A 19,531-nucleotide genomic window follows, 5' to 3' on the forward strand; every position below is an offset into this window, starting at 1 on the left:
CGGGTGCAAGGTAGATTATTCGTAGCTGAACGTATAAGTTGCGGTAGTCACTACTGAACCAGTAGAAACGTTGCTGCCGCCGTAGTTGTAATAATGCGCGTAAAGATTAATGTCGCCTGCCGCAGCCGTATCGTAATTCCCACTGGCAGCGGATTGGCTTGTAGCCAGTCCTGTTGCCAGAGCCTCGTTCATTTTTACCAGATCGCTACCGTTTTTAGTGATGGCGATACCGACACCTTCGGCTGAACCCGATTCGTTTTTCAGGTAATTCATATCATCCGAAACATTGGCGCCGGTGAAGACAATATTCAACGACTGTGCAGCCGTGCTGGCGTCATCAAAACCGCTACAGCCCGAAACGGTAATCGTAAAAGGCGTGGCGCTGCTGCCGATCACGCCTGGCGTGGTGCCCATGTCTTCTTTAGTGACAGGCGACACGTTAACGGTAAAGTCCGACCCGCTATTCGTGGTGACATTACAGGTTGTGTCGCTGACCGCGCCGTTAAAGGTAATAGTGCCCCCGGCGACAGAGGTGCCGGTTGCTGCATATACGCTGCCAGTAAAAAGGGTACCCGCCATAGCGGTAGCTAATAATAATTTTTTAAATTCTTCCATAAATTCCCTCTACTTCACATGTTTATGTGGCTGACTTTTTAGATATAAATTCATCAGGAACATTCCAGCTCAGGAATATAGCATTCCTTAAGAAGGCCCCGAGCCTTATTATCGCCCTATTTCTAATTTCTTGTAAATAGTTTTTAGGACAAATCTAATTAAACAGTCCCATCAAAAAGCTTAGCTATTGTTTAAATAAATAGTAAATCATGTTAAGAGTAACGATAAAAATAAATATAAATACATTAATTAACTAACAATACTCTTAAGTTAAACTACGTTTTGTCAGAAGATTCATGATTTATACCTAAAATACTGAATTTCTCGCCCGGACAATAATTAAAACATTGTTAATGAAACGCACATCTTCATCAGGAAATACGCAATAACTAACCTATTTATATCCCAATACAAGCTCTATTTTTGCGTTAATTATATGAACGCTTTTACATTGATTGCGCGATAAAGTTTTTAAAAATTGTTAATAATGATTGCGTCACCGCCCCGTTTTTAACCCACAGGCAAGCAGAAAAAGATTAAAAAGCCTCACTAAATTTCAGTGGCGCTGTTTTACCTGTTTTACGGCCCAGAGCAAAGCGAGCACGAGACATATGCACTACGCTTTTTACGGGTTGTATTTTGTAAAGGAGAAAAACCATGCCGCAAGACAAACAGACAAATCGCCGTATCGTGCTCGCCTCGCGCCCGCATGGCGCACCGACTGAAGCTAACTTTCGTCTGGAGTCACAGCACGTACCAACGCCAGGGAAAGGCCAGATTCTACTTCGGACGATCTGGCTCTCGCTGGATCCTTATATGCGTGGCCGGATGAGCGACGCGCCTTCCTATGTGCCGCCGATCGCCGTTAACGACGTCATGGGCGCGGGCACCGTCGCCATCGTTGAACAATCAAATCATGAAGATTACCAGCCTGGCGACTGGGTAGTCAGCCAGAGCGGCTGGCAGGATTTTGCCCTGTCGGACGGCAAAGATCTGTTTAAGCTCAGCGGCCCCGTGCTGAAACACCCTTCGTGGGCGCTCGGCATGCTGGGGATGACCGGTTTTACCGCCTATATGGGCCTGTTGGATATTGGTAATCCGCAGCCGGGCGAAACCGTGGTCGTGGCGGCGGCAACCGGCGCGGTCGGCTCGATGGTAGGCCAGATAGCGAAGCTGAAAGGCTGTTACGTGGTGGGTATCGCCGGTGGCGAAGAAAAATGCCGCTACGCCGAAGACGTGCTGGGCTTTGACCGCTGCCTCAACCATCGGTCAGGCGACTTATCAGAATCGCTTAAACGCTACTGCCGCGACGGTATCGACGTCTATTTTGAAAGCGTCGGCGGCCCGGTATTTGACGCCGTCCTGCCGCTGATGAATACCAAAGGCCGTATCCCGGTCTGCGGCCTGATCGCCGACTACAACAGCAAGGATGCGCCGGAAGGGCCAAATCGCCTGCCGCTTTTCCAGAGCGCCATCCTGCGTAAACGCCTGCACGTTCAGGGCTTTATCATCAATCAGGATTACGGTCATCGCTTTAACGAATTTTTCCAGCAGATGAGTCAGTGGGTCGCGGAGGATCGTTTTGTTTTCCGCGAAGACATAGTAGAGGGTCTGGACAACGCGCCGGAAACCTTTATCGGCATGCTCGAAGGTAAAAACTTCGGTAAAGTGCTGATTAAAGTGGCTGGCGACACGCCAACAGGAGCCTGAAATGAAAATTTTAATGGTGCTGACTTCGCATGACCGACTTGGCGAAACCGGCAAAAAAACCGGTTTCTGGCTGGAGGAATTCGCAGCGCCTTATTACATTTTCCGCGATGCGGGCATCAACGTGGTGCTGGCGTCGCCCGCTGGCGGACACCCGCCGCTGGATCCCAAAAGCGACGAGCCGGATGCGCAAAGCGCCGATACCGAACGCTTCCGTAAAGATATTGCCGCTCAGCAGGCGCTGGCCAATACCCAGCAGCTGGGCAACATCGACAGCAGCAAATTCGACGCGGTGTTTTATGCCGGCGGCCACGGCCCGCTCTGGGATCTGGCGGAGGATCGGCAGAGCATTGAACTGATTGAGAGTTTTTACGCTAACGGCAAACCGGTCGGCGCGGTCTGCCACGCGCCGGGCGTGCTGAAGCGGGCGAAAAAGCCGGACGGTTCGCCGCTGGTGGCCGGAAAACGCGTGACGGGCTTCAGCAACAGTGAAGAAAGCGCCGTCGGGCTGACGAATGTGGTACCTTTCCTGGTTGAGGATGCGCTGAGAGGGCTGGGCGGCAACTATGAAAAAACCCATGACTGGGGCAGTTTCGCCATTACGGACGGTCACCTGGTGACCGGCCAGAATCCCGCATCCTCCGTCGCCGCAGCCGAGGAGCTGCTGAAACTGCTTCATCAATAATGCCAGGAGGGGAAATGAAACTCTTTAGTCAGGATTTTAACGACGGCGACAAGCTACCGGCGCGCCAGGTTTTTAACGGGATGGGCTACGAAGGCGATAACCTGTCGCCGCATCTGACCTGGGATGACGTGCCCGCCGGCACCAAAAGTTTTGTCGTCACCTGTTTTGATCCCGATGCGCCAACTGGCTCCGGCTGGTGGCACTGGGGCGTGGCCAACCTGCCTGCCGACACGCGCGTGCTGCCGCAGGGCGCAGGCTCCGGCGTGGCCGAAATGCCTTCCGGTGCGGTGCAGACCCGCACGGATTTCGGCAAAGCGGGCTATGGCGGCGCGGCACCGCCAAAAGGCGAAAGCCATCGCTACATTTTCACCGTCTATGCGCTGGACGTGGAAAAGCTGGACGTGGACGAGCAGGCGAGCGGCGCGATGCTGGGCTTTAACGTGCATTTCCATCAGCTGGCGAGCGCTTCGCTTACCGCTATCTACAGCTGATAAAAAACAGGCGGCCTTATCGCCGCCTGTCCTTTAAATTTCCGTGATGGTTACCCACATCGGCCCCTGCCCTACCGCATAACGTCCCAGCGGCGTCAGCAGTCCTCTCTCTTCCGCAATGCTATAGACTGCAATATGGTGCGACTTCTGTCCCGCCGCAATCAGGTAGCGACCGCTGGCGTCGATGTTAAAGCCGCGCGGCTGCGTTTCCGTTGGCTGATGGCCCTCAATCGTCAACAGTCCGCCGTCCTCGCTGACGCTGAACGTGGTCAGTACGCTGGCGGTACGATCGCAGGCGTAAAGGTGACGACCGTTCGGGGTCAGGCGAATATCCGCCGCCCAGCGCGTGTCGCTGAAGCCTGCGGGCATCATATCCAGGCTCTGCACGCGTTCGACTTCGCCATGCGCGTTATTCAGCTGCCAGACGTCGACCGTACTGTCCAGTTCGTTTACGCAGTAGGCGTACTGCTGGTTCGGATGAAACACCATATGGCGCGGGCCAGCGCCCTCAACCGTATTGACCTGAGGCTGCGCGTGCGGCAGCAGCTGACCGTCTTCCTGTAAATCAAACAGACAGATGCGATCCTGTTTTAGCGCCGGGACGAACAGCGTTTCGTTTTTAAGATCGATGTTAGCCGAGTGGCAGCCATCCAGCCCTTTAATCACCTGCAACGGTTCGCCCGGCAGGCCTTGCGCATCGATCGGCGTGACGCTGACGCAGGCGTCGTTATAGGAACCGGTAAAAATAAAGCGTCCCTGAAGATCGGTAGAAATATGGGTCGGGCTGCCCGGCAGCGGCGCTTCTGCCGCTTTGGTCAGCTTGCCTTCGCTGTCGATATGAAAAGCGATAACGCGGAAATCAGGACGGATACCGACATACAGAAAAGCTTTATTCGGGCTGACCACCATTGGCTGAACCTGGCCTGGCAGATCGACCACCTGCAGCAGCGTCAGCGCGCCCTGCGGGTCAAGCTGCCAGGCATGGATCTGCCCGCTTTCCGGGCTGGCGGTATAAACGACTTGTTTCATAAATGCTCCTTTTTCAGGTCAATCGGGTCTGCTTCAGCGTAGCGCGTTTTCGCAGGCCACGCAGGCGGATTTGTGCCGGACGATTTTGTCAGCGCCGCCACAGGGTGTAGACTCAAAAATTCGTTTTCAAACCATATTCGGAACGATTTATGAGTTATCGCGTTATTGCTTTAGATCTGGACGGTACGCTGCTGACGCCGCGTAAGACCATTCTTCCTGAATCGCTGGAAGCGCTGCAAAAGGCCCGGCAGGCTGGCGTAAAAATTGTGATAGTGACCGGCCGCCATCACGTCGCTATCCACCCTTTTTATCAGGCGCTGGCGCTCGACACACCTGCAATCTGCTGTAATGGCACCTATTTGTATGATTATCAAGCAAAAAAGGTGATATCTGCCGATCCGCTGCCGCAGGATCAGGCGCTGCGGGTGATTGAGATGCTGGACGAGGCCGCCATTCATGGCCTGCTGTATGTTGATAACGCGATGCTTTACCAGGCCGAAACCGGCCATGTAACCCGCACCATTAACTGGGGGCTGTCGCTGCCGGAACATCAGCGTCCGGTGTTTATTAAGGTGCCGAGCCTGAGCAAGGCGGCAGAAGAAGCGGAATCGATCTGGAAATTTGCCATATCCCATCCCGATACCCGCGCGCTGCAACAGTTTGCCGACAGCGTGGAGCAGGAAATGGGCCTGGCCTGCGAATGGTCCTGGCACGATCAGGTCGATATTGCCAAAGCGGGCAACAGCAAAGGCAAACGGCTGGCGGAGTGGGTTGAATCTGAAGGCTACCAGATGAGCGACGTGCTGGCCTTCGGCGATAACTATAACGACCTGAGTATGCTGGAAAACGTCGGGCTGGGCGTGGCGATGGGCAACGCTGACGACGCCATCAAGGCGCGCGCGCGTCGGGTAATCGGCACCAACCTGGAACCGGGTATCGCACAGACTATTTATCAGGAAGTGCTGTAGCGGCCTTGCCGATGGCAGGCGATCGGCAGCAGTCTGGCGCTGGGTATCGCACAGACTATTTATCAGGAAGTGCTGTAGCGGCTTTGCCGGTGGCAGGCGATCGGCAGCAGTCTGGAACCGGGGATTGCACAGACTATTTATCAGGAAGTGCTGTAGCGGCCTTGCCGATGGCAGGCGATCGGCAGCAGTCTGGCGCTGGGTATCGCACAGACTATTTATCAGGAAGTGCTGTAGCGGCTTTGCCGGTGGCAGGCGATCGGCAGCAGTCTGGAACCGGGGATTGCACAGACTATTTATCAGGAAGTGTTGTAGCGGCCTTGCCGATGGCAGGCGTTCGGCAGCAGTCTGGCGCTGGGGATTGCACAGACTATCTGTCAGGAAGTGCTGCCAGCCTGGCTGACGATGTCCGCCTGTTGACGCGGGCATCGCCCTGAAAGCGATATCTGCATCAACGCGACGGCAAAATGTATAAGCGGCGCGTCAGGCGGCGATCGCCACGCTTTTGATCTGGGCGTAGAGCCACATGCCCGGTTTAATCATCAGCTCATCCCGCGCCCAGGGCGTAATGCGCGCCCAGAGTTCGCTTTGCCCTATCAGCAGCTTCACCTCGACCTGATTATCGATATCCAGCAGCTCGCCGACCTGCGCCGGAATGACGTTGCGGATAGTGCTGTTCAGCGGCGGCTGCAGCACCAGCGAGACGTCGGCGGCCTGAATGCGAATGCGCAGCGGCGTTTTCAGCGGCGCGTCGATGCGGTTAACCCAGATATGCTGATCGCCCAGCGAAAGGGCCGTCATCGCATAGTGCGGATGCTGCTCCAGCACCTGAACGCGCAGCACGCTGCTTTGCTCCGCGCGCGGCAGCCACGGCCGCATGGCGCTGCTGGCCCAGACTTTTTCCAGCGCGCCCAGCGCTTTCACTTCGCCTTTATCCAGCACCAGCACGTTATCCGCCAGCTGGATAATCTCTTCAAGGCTGTGGCTGACGTACAGCACCGGAATGGCCACCTGTTTCGCCAGCGCCTGCAAATAGGGCAGCAGCTCACGCTTGCGCGGCAGATCCAACGAGGCCAGCGGCTCATCCATCAGCAAAATTTCCGGCGCGCTGAGCAGAGCGCGGCCTATCGCCACCCGCTGTTTTTCTCCGCCGGACAGCGAAAAAGGAAAACGCGACAGCAGCTCGCCGATGCCTAGCAGCGCTACCAGTTCATCGAACTGCGAGCGCATCGTTTTCGCCATGCCGTATTCCAGGTTGCCTTTCACCTTGTAGTGCGGAAAGAGGCGCGCATCCTGAAAAACATAGCCGATACGGCGCTTTTCCGGCGGCAGGTTCACGCTGGTCTGAGCATCGAACAGCACCCTGTCGTTCAGGGAAATATGTCCTTCCTGCGGCGTGGTCAGGCCGCCGATAGCGTTAATAAGTGACGTCTTGCCGGCGCCAGAGACGCCGAAAACAGCCGTGATGCCTTGCGCCGGTATGTTTGCGTTTACCTGCAAAGTGTGGTCGCCAAGGCGCTGGACAATATCAAGCTCTAACATGGCATCCCCAACTTTTTGCGTCCCCGACGCGCCAGCCATTCCGCCAGCCACAGCGAACAAAGCGCCAGCGCAATAGCGATCAGGCAAAGCCTGGCCGCCGCGTTTTCCGCGCCCGGCGTTTCAATCAGCGTATACATGGCGGAAGGAAGCGTGCGGGTTTCGCCAGGAATATTGGACACAAAGGTGATGGTCGCGCCGAATTCGCCCAGCGAACGGGCGAAGGCGAGCACCGTGCCGGCGATAATGCCGGGCAGCGTCAGCGGCAAGGTGATGGTGAAAAACACCCGCCAGCGGCCTGCGCCCAGCGTGCGCGCCGCCAGCTCCAGCCGACCGTCAACGCCTTCCAGCGCCAGGCGAATTGCCCGTACCATCAGCGGAAAAGCGACCACGGCAGAGGCCAGCGCCGCGCCGCGCCAGCTAAAGGCGAAGGTAAAGCCGAACCAGTCGTAGAGATACTGGCCGATAAAGCCGCGTCTGCCGAATCCAATCAGCAGCAGATAGCCGACCACCACCGGCGGCAGCACCAGCGGCAGGTGGATCAGGCTGTCGAGCAGCGTCTTGCCGGGAAACCGGCAGCGTACCAGCACCCAGGCCGCTGCTATGCCCAACGGCAGGCTGAACAGCACCGCCACGCTGGAGACTTTCAGGCTGAGCAGAACCGCCTGCCATTCGGGATCGCTTAATATCACAGAGGCGTAAATCCGTAGTGTTTAAACACGGCCGCAGCTTCCGGCCCTTTCAGATAATGATAAAACGCGGCGACGCCGGCGGTATCATGCCCTTTCACTTTCGCCATTGGATATTCCACCGGCTTGTGGCTGTCTGCCGGGAAAACGCCAACCACGGCCACTTTGCTGCTGGCTACCGCATCGGAGCCATACACGATGCCGTAAGGCGTTTCATTGCGCTCCACCAGTGCCAGCGCGGCGCGCACGCTGTTGCCTCTCGCCAGCATCGGCTCCAGCGTTGACCAGGCGCCCAGCGACTGCAATGCTTCCTTGGCGTAGAGCCCTGCCGGAACATGATCGGGATCGCCTACGGACAGACGCTGGCCCTGCAACAGGCTTTTCCAGTCGGTGTTTTTCGACAGCGTGACTCGCGGCGATTTCGCTTCTTTCGGCGCTACCAGCACCAGCTCGTTGCCTAACAGCGTATAGCGGCTGGCTTCTTCAATGCTTTTTTTCTGCGCCGCGTAATCCATCCACTGCTGATCGGCAGAGATAAAAAGATCGGCGGGCGCGCCCTGCTCTATCTGCCGCGCCAGCGTAGAAGAAGAGGCAAAAGAGGAGACAATTTTTACCTCTTTTCCCTGCTGGTAGCGATTAGCGATATCCTGCAACGCGTTGGTTAAGGAGGCGGCGGCAAAAACGGTAATTTTTTCAGCCGCTACGGCCTGGCCGGTCAGGCTTGCCGTTACCACGGCACCGATCAAGAAATGGCGTAATTTCACAGACATGGTCTTCTCCGAAGGTCTCGTTATGTAGCCTTCACTATAACGATTTAACAACCGGTGTCATAAAGATTATCGGCATAAACGGAGAGAAGTTGAGGCGGCTCGCAAAAAATAGCGCCCGGTGTCGCCGGGCGTATCGGGCAGGGATCTAGCGGCGTTCTTTCGCAGGCTGCTCGTTGCGATGACCAAACTTTGAAATGACGTTAAAGACTTCGCCAAGGCCATAGATCAGGCCAAGGATTATCGCCATCACCACGGGAACCATGAGGATCGCTTCTGCAAGACCGATGAGTAATTCCAGCATGGTATTTTTCCTCACTGAATAAAAGAAGTTATTGTATCCGTAGCGGATAAAAGTGCACTGACCTTTTGTGCGTTTTACCTGTTTTTACGCCCCGCCTGCGCAACAGTGTACAATTCCGGAAACCCTTTCTTGCCAGGAGCGACCATGCAGGCTGAGCTTTCCCTGATCCTGAAATTACAGCAGCGGCTTTTCGCCGATCCCCGCCGTATCGAACTGCTTAAACAGATCGCCGCGACCGGCTCCATCAGCCAGGGCGCGAAAATGGCCGGGATCAGCTATAAAAGCGCCTGGGATGCAATTAACGAGATGAACACGCTGGCCGACCGCACGCTGGTAGAGCGCGCCACGGGCGGCAAAGGCGGCGGCGGCGCGCAGGTCACCGCCTACGGTGACAGACTGATTCAGCTTTTCGCGCTGCTGGAGCAGATTCAGCAGAAAGCGTTCGATGTATTGCAGGATGACGTGCCGCTGGGCAGCCTGCTGGGCGCCATCGCCCGGTTTTCGCTGCAAACCAGCGCCCGCAACCAGCTTTTCGGCACGCTGGTGCAGCGCGACGCGCAGACGGTGCAGCAGCATGTTGAGATCCTGCTGGCCAACGGCGAGACGCGCATCAAAGCCGCGCTGACTGAACAGAGCGCCAATCGCCTTGAACTCACGCCGGGCAAAGAGGTGCTGGTGCTGATAAAAGCGCCGTGGATAGACGTGACCCAATCCGCGAGCAAGGCCGATAACCAGCTCGACGGCGTACTGAGCGAGTTGATTAAGGGCGAGACCCACAGTGAAGCGCTGATCGCGCTGCCGGGCGGCGAAACGCTGTGCGCTACCTTAACCAACCAGCGCGCGCAGGAGCAAAATCTTCAGCCTGGCGCGGCGGTAACAGCACATTTTAATGCCGATCGCGTGATTATCGCCACGCTGCTCTGAAAACGGCGGCACCATTTGACAGCGCCGCCGCTCAGCGTCGATAGTGAAGGGAATAATGCATAAAATGGAATAAACAATGTCTACGTTGCAAATTTCGCAAGGCACGTTTCATCTTAGCGCGACCCGTAACCTGATGCTGCCGTCGCTGACGATCCGGGCTGGCGAAAGCTGGGCTTTTGTGGGCGCTAACGCCAGCGGCAAATCTTCCCTCGCGCGCGCCCTTGCGGGCGAGCTTGCCGCCGCACGAGGCGAAGTCGTCAACACTTTCCGCCCCACTCGTCTTTCGCTTGAGCAGTTACAAAAGCTGGTTTCCGAGGAATGGCAGCGTAACAACACCGATATGCTCAGCCCGGATGAAGAAGATACCGGCCGCACCGCTGCCGACATTATTCAGCAGGAGGTGCGCGATGAGGCACGCTGTCGTCAGCTGGCGGAAACCTTTGGCATCGCTTCGTTGCTCGATCGTCGTTTTAAATATCTCTCGACCGGGGAAACCCGCAAGACGCTGCTCTGCCAGGCGCTGATGGCCGAGCCGGACCTGCTGATCCTCGACGAGCCTTTTGACGGGCTGGACGTTGCGTCGCGCGCCAATCTGGCCCAGGTTCTGGCGCAACTCCACCAGCAGGGGCACACGCTGGTGCTGGTGCTGAACCGTTTTGACGATATTCCCGACTTTGTCGAACGGGTTGGCGTGCTGGCCGAATGTGAGCTGACGCATGTAGGCGCACGCGAAGCAATCCTGGCCGAGGCGCTGGTCGCTCAGCTGGCACACAGTGAAAACCTGCAGGGGATGGCGCTACCGGAAGCGGACGACGCATCGGCAAAAACGGCGCTGTCATCGCAGACGCCGCTAGTGGTGCTGCGGGACGGCGTAGTCTCTTATAACGATCGCCCTGTTCTTAACCATCTTGACTGGACGGTGCAGGCGGGCGAGCACTGGCAGATCGTCGGCCCGAACGGCGCGGGAAAATCAACGTTGCTGAGCCTGGTAACGGGCGATCATCCCCAGGGCTACAGCAATGACTTAACGCTGTTTGGCCGCCGTCGCGGCAGCGGCGAAACCATCTGGGATATCAAACAGCATATTGGCTACGTCAGCAGCAGCCTGCATCTGGATTACCGCGTCAGCAGCAGCGTGCGCAACGTGATCCTTTCCGGCTATTTTGACTCTATCGGTATTTATCAGGCCGTTTCCGATCGGCAGCAAAAGCTGGCGGAGCAGTGGCTACAGCTGCTGGGGATGCGTGCCGTGGCGGACGCGCCTTTTCAGAGTCTGTCATGGGGGCAGCAGCGGCTGGTGCTGATAGCCCGCGCGCTGGTCAAGCATCCGGCTCTGCTGATCCTGGACGAGCCGCTACAGGGGCTGGATTCGATCAACCGCCAGCTCGTGCGCCGCTTTGTTGACGTGCTGATTGGCGAAGGCGCCACGCAGCTTCTTTTCGTTTCGCACCATGCTGAAGATGCGCCACAGTGCATCACCCATCGCCTGACGTTCGTGCCGGACGGTGACGGCTATCGCTATCAGCAGGACAGGCTCTGAGGCGAGCTTAGGGTCAGCCGTCAGGCTGGCTCAGGCTGCCTGTTCAAAGAAAGGAGCCGCATCGAAGGTAGCCTGAATAACCGTGCATAGTACCGCTACACCTTTTGGTACACACCAACTGCGCCATGCATGACGTAGACATGGCGTAAGTCCGTTCCTGGAGCCTCGGCACGCGTATCCCTGTGTTCGACGGTCGTGTCTCGTCTATACGTCCTGACAAGCGGCGAACGCTCGCCTGCCTGGATGTTAGCGCTACTCTTTTCGTTCTTTTAGTATGTTGGCACTAATAGTTCGCGCAGCCTTAGTATGTTGGCACTAAACACCAACGATGGTTTCAAGGTGCCGGTGTGCCAGAGCGTCATCCGATTAATCTGATATTTACCCGCCATAGATTTCCCCTGCCCTGTCGACAGGCGGCACGCCCCGTGTAACCGCTACCACTTTCAACCGTAGCGGGAAAGGAATTTATGGATTAAACAGCCGTGAAACCTGCCTCTTCGGAATTTTCATCTTGTGTAAACGATTCCATTTATTCACACTCGATCACGCTTTATCGTTCCGCGCTGTGCTATTTTTCTTTCAGGCTTGCAGGCATTACAAAGTAATCAGGACTCAATATGCAGAAATTTAATCCGGTCGATCATCCGCATCGCCGCTATAACCCACTGTCCGATCAGTGGATTCTGGTTTCTCCGCATCGTGCCAAACGCCCCTGGCAGGGCGCACAGGAGACGCCTTCTCAGGAGAAGCTGCCTGCGCACGATCCGGACTGCTTTCTTTGCCCCGGCAACACGCGCGTAACCGGCGATAAAAATCCCGATTACACCAGCACCTATGTGTTTACCAACGACTTTGCCGCGCTGATGACCGATACGCCGGACGCGCCGGAGAGCGACGACCTGCTGATGCGCTGTGAAAGCGCGCGCGGCACCAGCCGGGTGATCTGCTTTTCACCGGATCACAGCAAAACGCTGCCGGAGCTGTCGGTTTCCGCGCTGGAAGACGTGGTTCGCACCTGGCAAGAGCAGACTGCCGATCTGGGTCAGCACTACCCATGGGTACAGGTGTTTGAGAACAAAGGCGCAGCGATGGGCTGCTCCAATCCGCATCCTCACGGCCAGGTGTGGGCCAACAGCTTCCTGCCTAACGAAGCCAAACGCGAGGACGATCTCCAGCGCGCTTATTTTGCGAAAAACCAGTCGCCGATGCTGGTGGATTACGCCAGCCGCGAGCTGAATGACGGCAGCCGCACGGTGGTGGAAACCGACCACTGGCTGGCCGTGGTGCCCTGGTGGGCCGCCTGGCCGTTCGAGACGCTGCTGCTGCCGAAAGCGCACGTCAAGCGCCTGACCGACTTAACGGACGCGCAGCGGGCCGATCTGGCCGTGGCGCTGAAAAAGCTGACCAGCCGCTATGACAACCTGTTCCAGTGCTCCTTCCCCTACTCTATGGGCTGGCACGGCGCGCCGTTCAACGACGACGCCAACGACCACTGGCAGCTTCACGCGCATTTTTACCCGCCGCTGCTGCGTTCCGCCACGGTGCGCAAGTTTATGGTTGGCTATGAAATGCTGGCCGAAACCCAACGTGATTTAACGGCGGAACAGGCGGCTGAACGGCTGCGTGCCGTCAGCGATATTCATTTCCGCGAGACCGGAGCATAACCATGAGTTTAAAAACCCTGACCCAACAGATTTTCAGCGAAAAATTTGGCTATGCCGCGCCGCAAACTATCCAGGCGCCGGGCCGCGTTAACCTGATTGGCGAGCACACCGACTATAACGATGGTTTTGTGCTGCCCTGCGCTATTGATTATCAGACCGTGATCGCCTGCGCCAAACGCGACGATCGCCAGGTACGCGTCATCGCCGCCGACTATGAAAATCAGGAAGATATTTTTTCGCTGGACGAGGCGATTACTCCGCATGACACGCAGATGTGGTCAAACTACGTGCGCGGCGTGGTCAAGCACCTGCAAAAACGCATTCCTGACTTCAACGGCGTGGATATGGTGATTGCAGGCAACGTGCCGCAGGGCGCGGGCCTCAGCTCTTCTGCCTCGCTGGAAGTGGCGGTCGGCACCGTGTTCCGTCATCTGTATGCGCTGCCGCTGGACGGCGCGCAGATTGCCGTAAACGGCCAGGAAGCGGAAAACCAGTTTGTCGGCTGTAACTGCGGCATCATGGATCAGCTGATCTCGGCGCTGGGCGAGAAAGATCATGCGATGCTGCTCGACTGCCGCACGCTGGGCACGCGTCCGGTGCCGATGCCGGAAGATATCGCAGTAGTGATCATCAACTCTAACTTCCGCCGTAACCTGGTGGGCAGTGAGTACAACACTCGCCGTCAGCAGTGCGAAGCGGGCGCAAAATTCTTTAACAAAAGTTCGCTGCGCGATGTCGATCTGGCGCAGTTTGCAGCGATGGAGCATGAGCTTGACCCGCTGGTCGCCAAACGCGTGCGCCACGTGCTGACCGAAAACGCCCGCACGCTGGAAGCGGCGGATGCGCTGGCGAAGGGCGATCTGGCGCGCATCGCCGTGCTGATGGCGGAATCTCACGCTTCCATGCGCGACGATTTTGAAATCACCGTGCCGCCAATCGATACCCTGGTAACCATTGTGAAAAACAGCCTGGGCGATCGCGGCGGCGTGCGCATGACCGGCGGCGGCTTTGGCGGCTGCGTGGTGGCGCTGATGCCGTTGGATCTGGTCGACAGCGTGAAAGCGGCCGTGGCGGAGCAGTACGAGGCGCAGTCCGGCATTAAAGAAACTTTCTACGTCTGCAAAGCCTCTGAAGGAGCGGGCCCATGCTGAGTCACTCGCATGCGCCAGACGGCCAGCCGTGGCGCATCACAACGCTGCGCAACGCGGGCGGCATGGTAGCGACCTTTATGGACTGGGGCGCCACCTGGCTTTCCGCGCGCGTGCCGATGAAAGACGGCAGCGTGCGCGAAGCGCTGCTGGGCTGTGCCACGCCGGCCGACTACCTTAATCAGACCGCCTATCTGGGCGCAACGGTTGGCCGCTACGCCAACCGTATCGCTAACGCCGCTATCAGTGCAGGCGAGCAGCGCTGGCAGCTGGCGGCCAATCAGGGGAAACATCAGCTGCACGGCGGGCCACAGGGCTTTCACGCCCGTCGCTGGCACATCGTCAGCCAGACCGGCCAGGAAGTCGAATATCAGCTGGATTCCCCTGACGGCGATCAGGGCTATCCCGGCCATCTCCAGGTTACCCTGCGCTATCGGCTGGAAGAGGACAATACGCTCACGATCCGCTATCACGCCACGGTGGACCAGGCCTGTCCGGTTAATCTGACCAACCACGCCTATTTCAATCTGGATGCGCAGCACGGCGACGCGCGCCATCATCGCCTGCGCCTGCGTGCCGACCATTATTTGCCGGTCGACAGCGAAGGCATTCCCAACCGCCTGCTGACCGACGTCACCGATACCGGCTTTGATTTCAGAGAGATCAAAACGGTGGCGCAGGACTTCCTGCTGGATGACGATCAGCGCGCGGTCAAAGGCTACGATCACGCGTTTCTGCTGAACGGCGGCGACGATACGCAGCCGGACGCGGAGCTGTGGTCGGCCGACGGCAGGCTGAAGCTCAGCGTGTTTACCACCGCGCCTGCGCTACAGTTCTATTCGGGAAATTATCTGGAAGGCACTCCGGCTCGCGAGCAGGACGTCTATACTGCCTTTCAGGGCATTGCGCTGGAGAGCGAGTTTTTACCCGACTCGCCTAATCATCCGGAATGGCCGCAGCCCGACTGCTGGCTGCAGCCAGGTGAATCGTATCAGTCAGAAACGCGTTATCGCCTGACGCCGCTTTGATTAAGCGCATGAAAAACGTGCATCGCGCCTGCGGCAGGCTTACGTGGCGCGCAGATTTCCGCTATGGTAATGACCAGTTAAAATTGCGTCGGCAATTTTCGCTTTCCGTTATCTTAGAAACGTCAGATTATTAAGGAGTTAAGCTATGGCTGTAACTAAGCTGGTTCTGGTACGTCACGGCGAAAGCCAGTGGAACAACGAAAACCGCTTTACCGGATGGTACGATGTCGATCTGTCCGATAAAGGGCGTACCGAAGCGAAAGCGGCGGGTCAGCTGCTGAAAAAAGAAGGCTTTACCTTCGATTTCGCTTATACCTCCGTGCTGAAACGTGCCATCCACACGCTGTGGAACATTCTTGACGAAGTGGATCAGGCCTGGCTGCCGGTTGAAAAATCCTGGCGTCTGAACGAGCGTCACTACGGTGCGCTGCAGGGTCTGGATAAAGCGGAAACCGCGCAGAAATATGGCGACGAGCAGGTTAAACAGTGGCGTCGCGGCTTTGCCGTCACGCCGCCGGAGCTGGATCGCGCTGACGAACGTTTCCCTGGCCACGACCCGCGCTACGCCGCGCTGACTGCCGAGCAGCTGCCGACTACCGAAAGCCTGGCGCTGACCATCGATCGCGTGCTGCCTTACTGGAACGAGTCTATTCTGCCGCGCATGAAGAAAGGCGAGAAAGTGATCATTGCTGCACACGGCAACTCGCTGCGCGCGCTGGTGAAATACCTGGACGACATGAGCGAAGAAGAGATCCTTGAGCTGAACATCCCAACCGGCGTGCCGCTGGTGTATGAGTTCGACGAAAACTTCAAGCCAATCAAGCACTACTATCTGGGCGATGCGGACGAGATCGCGGCTAAAGCCGCCGCCGTAGCGAATCAGGGTAAAGCGAAGTAAGAGCCAATAAAAAATCCGCCGAAAGGCGGATTTTTTTATGTCGCGTACGGGAAACTTATCCGCGACGCGCTTTCACCGCCTCTGCCAGCTGGCGCAGCACGGTTTCAGTATCTTCCCAGCCGATGCAGCCATCGGTCACGCTCTTGCCGTAGACCAGCGGCTCGCCGCTTTCCAGGCTCTGATTGCCTTCAACCAGATGGCTCTCGATCATTACGCCGATAATCGCTTTTTCGCCGCCCGCAATCTGCTGCGCCACGTCGTCCGCCACGGTCAGCTGCTTTTTAAACTGCTTGCTGCTGTTGGCATGGCTGAAGTCGATCATAATTTGCGGCTCCAGGCCCGCTTTCGCCAGGCCTGTCTTCACTTCTTCCACATGCTGCGCGCTGTAGTTCGGCTCTTTGCCGCCGCGCAGAATGATATGGCAGTCGCCGTTGCCGCTGGTTTCCACAATGGCGGAGTGTCCATATTTGGTCACCGACAGGAAGCAGTGCGGCGCGCTGGCGGCATTGATCGCATCAATAGCCACTTTAATGGTGCCGTCGGTGCCGTTTTTGAAGCCGACCGGACAGGAAAGCCCGGAGGAAAGCTCGCGGTGCACCTGAGATTCGGTAGTGCGCGCGCCAATCGCGCCCCAGCTCATCAGATCGGCCACGTACTGCGGCGTGATCATATCCAGAAATTCGCCCGCCGCCGGCAGGCCGGTATCGTTGATGTCCACCAGCAGCTTGCGCGCAATGCGCAGACCGTCGTTGATCTGATAGCTGTTATCCATATGCGGATCGTTGATCAGCCCTTTCCAGCCAACCGTGGTGCGCGGTTTTTCAAAGTAAACGCGCATGACCACTTCCAGCGAGTCGCTCAGCTCTGCGCGCAGCTTCAGCAGACGGGCAGCATACTCCTTTGCGGCCTCGGTATCGTGAATTGAGCAAGGGCCGATCACCACCAGCAGGCGATCGTCATTTTTTTGCAGGATACGGTGAATGGCCTGGCGGGTATCAGCGACAGTTTTAACCGCCGTCTCCGTGGCAGGAAATTTTTCAAGCAGCGCAACGGGAGGTAAAAGTTCTTTTATTTCTTTAATTCTTAAGTCATCATTCTGATAATTCATAATATTTCCAGATAGTTACTGAGCCGTACTGCACACCAGGCGCATCCAGACCAATTTATCGCGTGAACCCCAGCCTGTAAATCGACTTTGCACAAATTATTATCAGTAGGAGTTGCCGTTTTCGCGCTTTTTACTACACTTTAACTTGTTAATACTTAAAAAAAACGCACAGGGATCGCCTGCTTTATCGCCGCGTATCGCTTGCGTAAGGAGAGGTTGCCTCTTCCACTTTATGCAAACCGCTTTTTTAGCAGGGTTTGGTTCGCCAAGACGCAAAAAAAATTAACGGAGTAAGATGATGAAAAAGTTTGCAATCGTTTTCCTGACAGCAGCAATGACTCTGGGTAGCGCTTCCGCCATGGCGGCGGGCAGCAACAACGGTACCGCTAACCAGGCGGCAGACGCCGGGGCCGCAGCGGGCAGCGCAAAACAGAATATTGCGCCGAACAACGTTGATAACAGCCATATCAATAATACCGGCGACGCCACTGCCAATACCACCCACAAAACGACCCATCACGCTAAAAAGAAAATGACCGCGGATGAGATCGATAAAAATACCCAGTGCAAAGACGGTAAATGTCCTGACATTAACCAGAAAGTAGGCCCGGGCACTGACAGAAAAACCGACGGCACCTCGCAGTAAGTTAGCCGCGGATGACAAAAGGAGAGCTGAGGCTCTCCTTTTTTTATTGGCCGCCCCAGCGCATTCACAATAAAAAAGCCCGTCACGGGCATGCTCCATTCCTTGTTATGATAAAGCAGGTTTATTAAAAAGATGGATACTTATGGCGCATTCGCATTCTCATAGCGGCGGAAACCGCAATCGTTTACTGGCCGCCTTTCTGGTCACGGCTGTTTTTATGGTCGCGGAAGTTGTTGGCGGCCTGCTTTCCGGCTCGCTGGCGCTGATGGCCGATGCCGGACACATGCTCACGGACGCCGCCGCGCTGCTGATGGCGCTGCTGGCCGTGCAGTTCGCCAGCCGCAAGCCAAACGCACGCCACACTTTCGGTCTGCTGCGGCTGACTACGCTGGCCGCGTTTATCAATGCTATCGCTTTGATCGTGATTACCGCGCTGATCGTCTGGGAAGCCGTCCAGCGCTTTATGCATCCCGAACCCGTGGCCGGTGGCTTTATGCTGGGCATTGCCGTAGCGGGCCTGCTGGCGAACCTGCTCTCTTTCTGGCTACTGCATCACGGTAGTGAAGAGAAGAACATTAACGTTCGCGCCGCCGCGCTGCACGTGCTGGGCGATCTGCTGGGTTCCGTTGGCGCCATTGCTGCCGCGCTGATTATTATGTTTACCGGCTGGACGCCCATCGACCCGATCCTGTCGCTGCTGGTGGCGGTGCTGGTGCTGCGCAGCGCCTGGGCGCTACTGAAAGAGAGTTTTCATGAACTGCTGGAAGGGACGCCGCCGCAGCTGGACGTGGAGAAGCTGAAGCGGGCGTTAACGCGTGATATTCCTGAGGTACGCAACGTGCACCATGTTCACCTGTGGCTGGTGGGCGAAAAGCCGGTGATCACGCTGCATACGCAGGTGATCCCGCCTTACGATCACGACGCCCTGCTGCACCGTATTCATGACTACCTGCACGAGCACTATCAGATCGAGCACGCCACGGTGCAGATGGAATACCAGAGCTGTGACGATAGCGACTGCGAGCTGTCATGGGGAAAAAGCGGGCACGACCATGCCCACCATCATCACTGATTAAGCCAGCGCCTGCCTGCGGGCGCTTTTAATCCAGAGCCACGAGCCGTTCAGCGCAATTAACGTCAGAATGGCATATTCCAGCGACATTGCATAAACTCCCTGACGAGCGAAGATCATCACGCTAATCACATCAATCACCACCCACAGCAGCCAGTTTTCGACATATTTCCGCGTCATTAAAATCATCGCCACCACCGACAGCACCAGCAGACAGGAATCCCAGAACGGGAAAGCGTCCGGCTGAAGCTGCGGCATCGCCACCGCCAGTCCCAGCGTCTGCATCAGCTTAACGGCGACTTCCGTCAGCCAGCCAAAAACCGGGTTGATATACAGGGTCATCAGGGCAATCGCCACCACGCTGAACAGCGCCCAGCCAAGGGCTTTTGGCAGGCCCAGCCAGCGAATTTGCAGCGCCTGCTGGTTGTCGGTGGTCTGCCGCGTCCATGCATACCAGCCGTAAACGTTAGCGCCGAAGAAAAAGAGCTGCAGCAGCAGGCTGGCATAAAGCTGGATCTGGAAAAAGATCGCCGCGAAGAGCGTGACGTTGATCAAACCAAAAACGTAGTTGATGTTTTTTTCAAGGCTGGCGAGCCAGATACAGAGCAAACCCGCCAGCGTGCCGATCGCTTCAATCCAGGAGAGGTCGTAGCCGCCCGCCCCTACAGGGATGTGAACCAGAATATTTTGCGTGCTGAAAAAATCCATATTG

At 56.8% G+C, this 19,531-nt stretch carries 20 protein-coding genes; 12 read left to right on the forward strand and 8 right to left on the reverse strand.

Translation table 11 applies throughout. The annotated features are described in order from the left end of the window. Nucleotides 1–15 precede the first annotated feature (15 nt). On the reverse strand, nt 16–615 hold the full coding sequence (locus tag QZH36_RS06015) for a fimbrial protein (protein ID WP_253454844.1): 600 nt from the start codon (nt 613–615) through the stop codon (nt 16–18). A 657-nt stretch (nt 616–1,272) separates the two neighbouring features. On the opposite strand from QZH36_RS06015, the gene curA reads away from it, so the two are divergent. From curA to QZH36_RS06030, 3 genes are read left to right on the forward strand one after another with little or no spacing between them, the layout of a single operon-like run. Next, entirely contained in the window at nt 1,273–2,325 is a 1,053-nt protein-coding gene (curA, locus tag QZH36_RS06020; RefSeq protein ID WP_253454845.1) for an NADPH-dependent curcumin/dihydrocurcumin reductase, read from the forward strand. A gap of 1 nt (nt 2,326) precedes the next feature. Beyond that, nucleotides 2,327–3,007, forward strand: a complete 681-nt coding sequence (locus tag QZH36_RS06025; RefSeq protein WP_253454846.1) for a type 1 glutamine amidotransferase domain-containing protein — start codon at nt 2,327–2,329, stop codon at nt 3,005–3,007. Between the two features lie 14 nt (nt 3,008–3,021). Continuing rightward, nucleotides 3,022–3,498, forward strand: coding sequence for a kinase inhibitor (locus QZH36_RS06030; protein ID WP_301729824.1), 477 nt, complete (start codon nt 3,022–3,024; stop codon nt 3,496–3,498). A gap of 33 nt (nt 3,499–3,531) precedes the next feature. Here QZH36_RS06030 and pgl read toward each other — a convergent pair whose 3' ends face one another. Continuing rightward, nucleotides 3,532–4,527 carry a 6-phosphogluconolactonase gene (gene pgl / locus QZH36_RS06035; protein WP_253454848.1) on the reverse strand — a complete coding sequence of 332 codons (996 nt, stop codon included), beginning with the start codon at nt 4,525–4,527 and terminating at the stop codon, nt 3,532–3,534. Nucleotides 4,528–4,676: 149 nt separating this feature from the next. On the opposite strand from pgl, the gene QZH36_RS06040 reads away from it, so the two are divergent. After that, on the forward strand, nt 4,677–5,495 hold the full coding sequence (locus QZH36_RS06040) for a pyridoxal phosphatase (protein ID WP_301729825.1): 819 nt from the start codon (nt 4,677–4,679) through the stop codon (nt 5,493–5,495). A 480-nt stretch (nt 5,496–5,975) separates the two neighbouring features. On the opposite strand, the gene modC is transcribed toward QZH36_RS06040, so the two are convergent. The 4 genes from modC to QZH36_RS06060 form a co-directional block, all read right to left on the reverse strand. Next, on the reverse strand, nt 5,976–7,034 hold the full coding sequence (gene modC, locus QZH36_RS06045) for a molybdenum ABC transporter ATP-binding protein ModC (protein WP_253454850.1): 1,059 nt from the start codon (nt 7,032–7,034) through the stop codon (nt 5,976–5,978). Beyond that, nucleotides 7,028–7,723: a molybdate ABC transporter permease subunit gene (gene modB, locus QZH36_RS06050; protein WP_253454851.1), complete on the reverse strand. Its 696-nt coding sequence runs from the start codon at nt 7,721–7,723 to the stop codon at nt 7,028–7,030. The genes modC and modB overlap by 7 nt, the downstream gene beginning before the upstream one ends. Beyond that, nucleotides 7,720–8,490 carry a molybdate ABC transporter substrate-binding protein gene (gene modA / locus QZH36_RS06055; protein ID WP_301729826.1) on the reverse strand — a complete coding sequence of 257 codons (771 nt, stop codon included), beginning with the start codon at nt 8,488–8,490 and terminating at the stop codon, nt 7,720–7,722. The genes modB and modA overlap by 4 nt, the downstream gene beginning before the upstream one ends. Before the next feature lie 145 nt (nt 8,491–8,635). Next, entirely contained in the window at nt 8,636–8,791 is a 156-nt protein-coding gene (locus tag QZH36_RS06060; protein WP_253454853.1) for an AcrZ family multidrug efflux pump-associated protein, read from the reverse strand. 144 nt (nt 8,792–8,935) lie between these two features. Between QZH36_RS06060 and modE the strand changes: the two genes are divergently transcribed. The 6 genes from modE to gpmA all read left to right on the forward strand — a co-directional run bounded on the left by modE (nt 8,936) and on the right by gpmA (nt 15,993). Beyond that, a complete protein-coding gene (gene modE, locus QZH36_RS06065) occupies nt 8,936–9,715 on the forward strand; it encodes a molybdenum-dependent transcriptional regulator (protein WP_253454854.1) in 780 nt (259 codons plus the stop codon). 76 nt (nt 9,716–9,791) lie between these two features. Beyond that, nucleotides 9,792–11,255 carry a molybdate ABC transporter ATP-binding protein ModF gene (gene modF / locus QZH36_RS06070; RefSeq protein ID WP_253454855.1) on the forward strand — a complete coding sequence of 488 codons (1,464 nt, stop codon included), beginning with the start codon at nt 9,792–9,794 and terminating at the stop codon, nt 11,253–11,255. 617 nt (nt 11,256–11,872) lie between these two features. Continuing rightward, nucleotides 11,873–12,919: a galactose-1-phosphate uridylyltransferase gene (gene galT / locus QZH36_RS06075; protein ID WP_253454857.1), complete on the forward strand. Its 1,047-nt coding sequence runs from the start codon at nt 11,873–11,875 to the stop codon at nt 12,917–12,919. 2 nt (nt 12,920–12,921) lie between these two features. Next, on the forward strand, nt 12,922–14,070 hold the full coding sequence (gene galK / locus QZH36_RS06080) for a galactokinase (protein ID WP_253454858.1): 1,149 nt from the start codon (nt 12,922–12,924) through the stop codon (nt 14,068–14,070). After that, complete coding sequence (gene galM, locus QZH36_RS06085; protein WP_301729827.1) at nt 14,064–15,095, forward strand: galactose-1-epimerase; 1,032 nt, start codon at nt 14,064–14,066, stop codon at nt 15,093–15,095. The genes galK and galM overlap by 7 nt, the downstream gene beginning before the upstream one ends. A 145-nt stretch (nt 15,096–15,240) precedes the next feature. Then, on the forward strand, nt 15,241–15,993 hold the full coding sequence (gpmA, locus tag QZH36_RS06090; RefSeq protein ID WP_253454860.1) for a 2,3-diphosphoglycerate-dependent phosphoglycerate mutase: 753 nt from the start codon (nt 15,241–15,243) through the stop codon (nt 15,991–15,993). 55 nt (nt 15,994–16,048) lie between these two features. Here the strand turns inward: gpmA and aroG are convergent, their stop codons facing one another. Further along, nucleotides 16,049–17,101: a 3-deoxy-7-phosphoheptulonate synthase AroG gene (gene aroG / locus QZH36_RS06095; protein WP_253454861.1), complete on the reverse strand. Its 1,053-nt coding sequence runs from the start codon at nt 17,099–17,101 to the stop codon at nt 16,049–16,051. 295 nt (nt 17,102–17,396) lie between these two features. Between aroG and QZH36_RS06100 the strand changes: the two genes are divergently transcribed. Together QZH36_RS06100 and zitB are read left to right on the forward strand one after the other, a co-directional pair. Next, nucleotides 17,397–17,747, forward strand: coding sequence for a YbgS-like family protein (locus QZH36_RS06100; RefSeq protein ID WP_125288878.1), 351 nt, complete (start codon nt 17,397–17,399; stop codon nt 17,745–17,747). A 142-nt stretch (nt 17,748–17,889) separates the two neighbouring features. Next, complete coding sequence (zitB, locus tag QZH36_RS06105; protein ID WP_301729828.1) at nt 17,890–18,819, forward strand: CDF family zinc transporter ZitB; 930 nt, start codon at nt 17,890–17,892, stop codon at nt 18,817–18,819. Here zitB and pnuC read toward each other — a convergent pair whose 3' ends face one another. Further along, nucleotides 18,820–19,527 carry a nicotinamide riboside transporter PnuC gene (gene pnuC, locus QZH36_RS06110; protein WP_253454864.1) on the reverse strand — a complete coding sequence of 236 codons (708 nt, stop codon included), beginning with the start codon at nt 19,525–19,527 and terminating at the stop codon, nt 18,820–18,822. It lies immediately after the preceding gene. Between the last annotated feature and the right edge of the window lie 4 nt (nt 19,528–19,531).

The sequence above is a fragment of the Erwinia wuhanensis genome, from assembly GCF_030484085.1.
Lineage (GTDB): Bacteria > Pseudomonadota > Gammaproteobacteria > Enterobacterales > Enterobacteriaceae > Erwinia > Erwinia aeris.